Source organism: Pseudomonas sp. HMSC063H08 (genome assembly GCF_001813645.1).
In the GTDB taxonomy this organism is placed as follows: Bacteria; Pseudomonadota; Gammaproteobacteria; order Pseudomonadales; family Pseudomonadaceae; genus Pseudomonas; species Pseudomonas aeruginosa.
Map to the genome: position 1 here is coordinate 1 of NZ_KV813367.1, position 1,318 is coordinate 1,318.

At 65.3% G+C, this 1,318-nt stretch carries 2 protein-coding genes and 1 pseudogene; all 3 read right to left on the reverse strand.

The genetic code is table 11. The annotated features are described in order from the left end of the window. Nucleotides 1-887: pseudogene (locus HMPREF2924_RS05500) on the reverse strand (conjugative coupling factor TraD, PFGI-1 class); the annotation flags it as partial. A gap of 3 nt (nucleotides 888-890) precedes the next feature. Continuing rightward, nucleotides 891-1,160, reverse strand: a complete 270-nt coding sequence (locus tag HMPREF2924_RS05505) for a hypothetical protein (protein ID WP_023082675.1) — start codon at nucleotides 1,158-1,160, stop codon at nucleotides 891-893. Nucleotides 1,161-1,168: 8 nt separating this feature from the next. Further along, nucleotides 1,169-1,318: DUF2859 domain-containing protein (locus HMPREF2924_RS35415; RefSeq protein WP_141765524.1), on the reverse strand; the 150-nt coding region annotated here is incomplete at its 5' end.

The following is a 1,318-nucleotide window of genomic DNA, read 5'->3' on the forward strand; positions in this document are numbered from 1 at the left end:
TTGTAGCGTGCCGACAGGTCAGGATGACCGAGATGGAACACGTAGAACTCATCCAGGCGGCCGGCACGCTCGCACTCCACGTACATACGCTTGAGCAGGTCAGCATCGCCTTTCGGGTCGAAGACGATCACCACCTCGTAGTCCGGCTGCTCCTCTGCGCGCCGGCGCCGATAGCCGTGGTGAACCGTCTGGGTCCGCCGACCCATCTTCGCCCGCCGGCGTCGGCCCCGGCAGTGGGTGCGGCGAATATCCTGGGTGATGAACAGCTCCGCGAGTCGCGTCTTACCTACCCTCGTAGTGCCGAGTACCAGTGTGTGGCCGACGCGCTCGCCCAGTTGCAGGCCTACGTCCTGTTCGCGCGGCTCGATGCCATGGAGCCGAGGCAAACCGCCCACGGGCGGCAGCGGCCGTGCGGGGTTCCAGGCCACGTCCCAGGCAGTGGCTTTGGCGACCAGCTTCAGGGGGAAGGGGGCAAACTCGAGCTGCTTCTCCAACCGGCGCGCGCGCTGGTAGAGCGGCGAGGGCTCGACGTAGGAGGCGAACTGGGGCAGGTAGGTATCTGCCAGGCGCTGCGTATGCTTCTGCGTCCAGCGAAAGCCCTTGCCGATGAACAAGTGTTCGTTGCTGACCGGCATTTCGGCGCTGGTCATCGTGTACTTCGGCAGTCGGCGAATGTTCCGCCGGTAGCGGAGCACCACGCCGGCCTGCTTCAGCCGCACGACGCCCAGCCAGACGAAGCCCAGCGCGGCCACGATGCCGAACAGCGGAGTGAGGGCGAACGTCCACGGCGCGACGATGCAGAGCGCGGCCGCGGTGAAGCACACGGTGGTGGTGTAGAGCTCCACGGCAGGCCGCAAGAGCGCTTCCAGCGGGTACTGGCCAGCCATGGGTTACACCTTCAGGCTCGCCGGCGAGTCCAGGCGGCCCGGTTGGCGGCGCTTGGCATGAAGTTCCAGCACCTGTTTCCTGGCTTGCTCTACCTCATCATCAGGCAGCATCTGTTCCAGCAGCTCGCAGAGGGTCGACTCGTCCTCCAAGGCCTTGGACGTCACCTCACCGCCGTAGCGTGAGATCAGGCCGAGCAACTCCTGGTACATGAGTTGGCGTGCCTGAGCGTCGCTCGGCTGCTTGATGACCAGGGTGATCAGATGAGTAGTCATGAGGACTCCTACTGCTGGATGGCGGTGGATGTGATGAGGGCGGGGTAATGCTGCAGCCCTAGCCGGTCGACCAGGTCGTCCGCCGGCGCCGGCAATATCTGAAGTCCTTTCCCCCAGGCCCGGATCTCCGTCAGGCGCGCTTCGCTGGCCACGTTCAC

What these genes read in the sequence shown, in the direction of transcription:
- HMPREF2924_RS05505 (WP_023082675.1), bottom strand. Translation starts at nt 1,160, where the DNA reads ATGACTACTCATCTGATCACCCTGGTCATCAAGCAGCCGAGCGACGCT.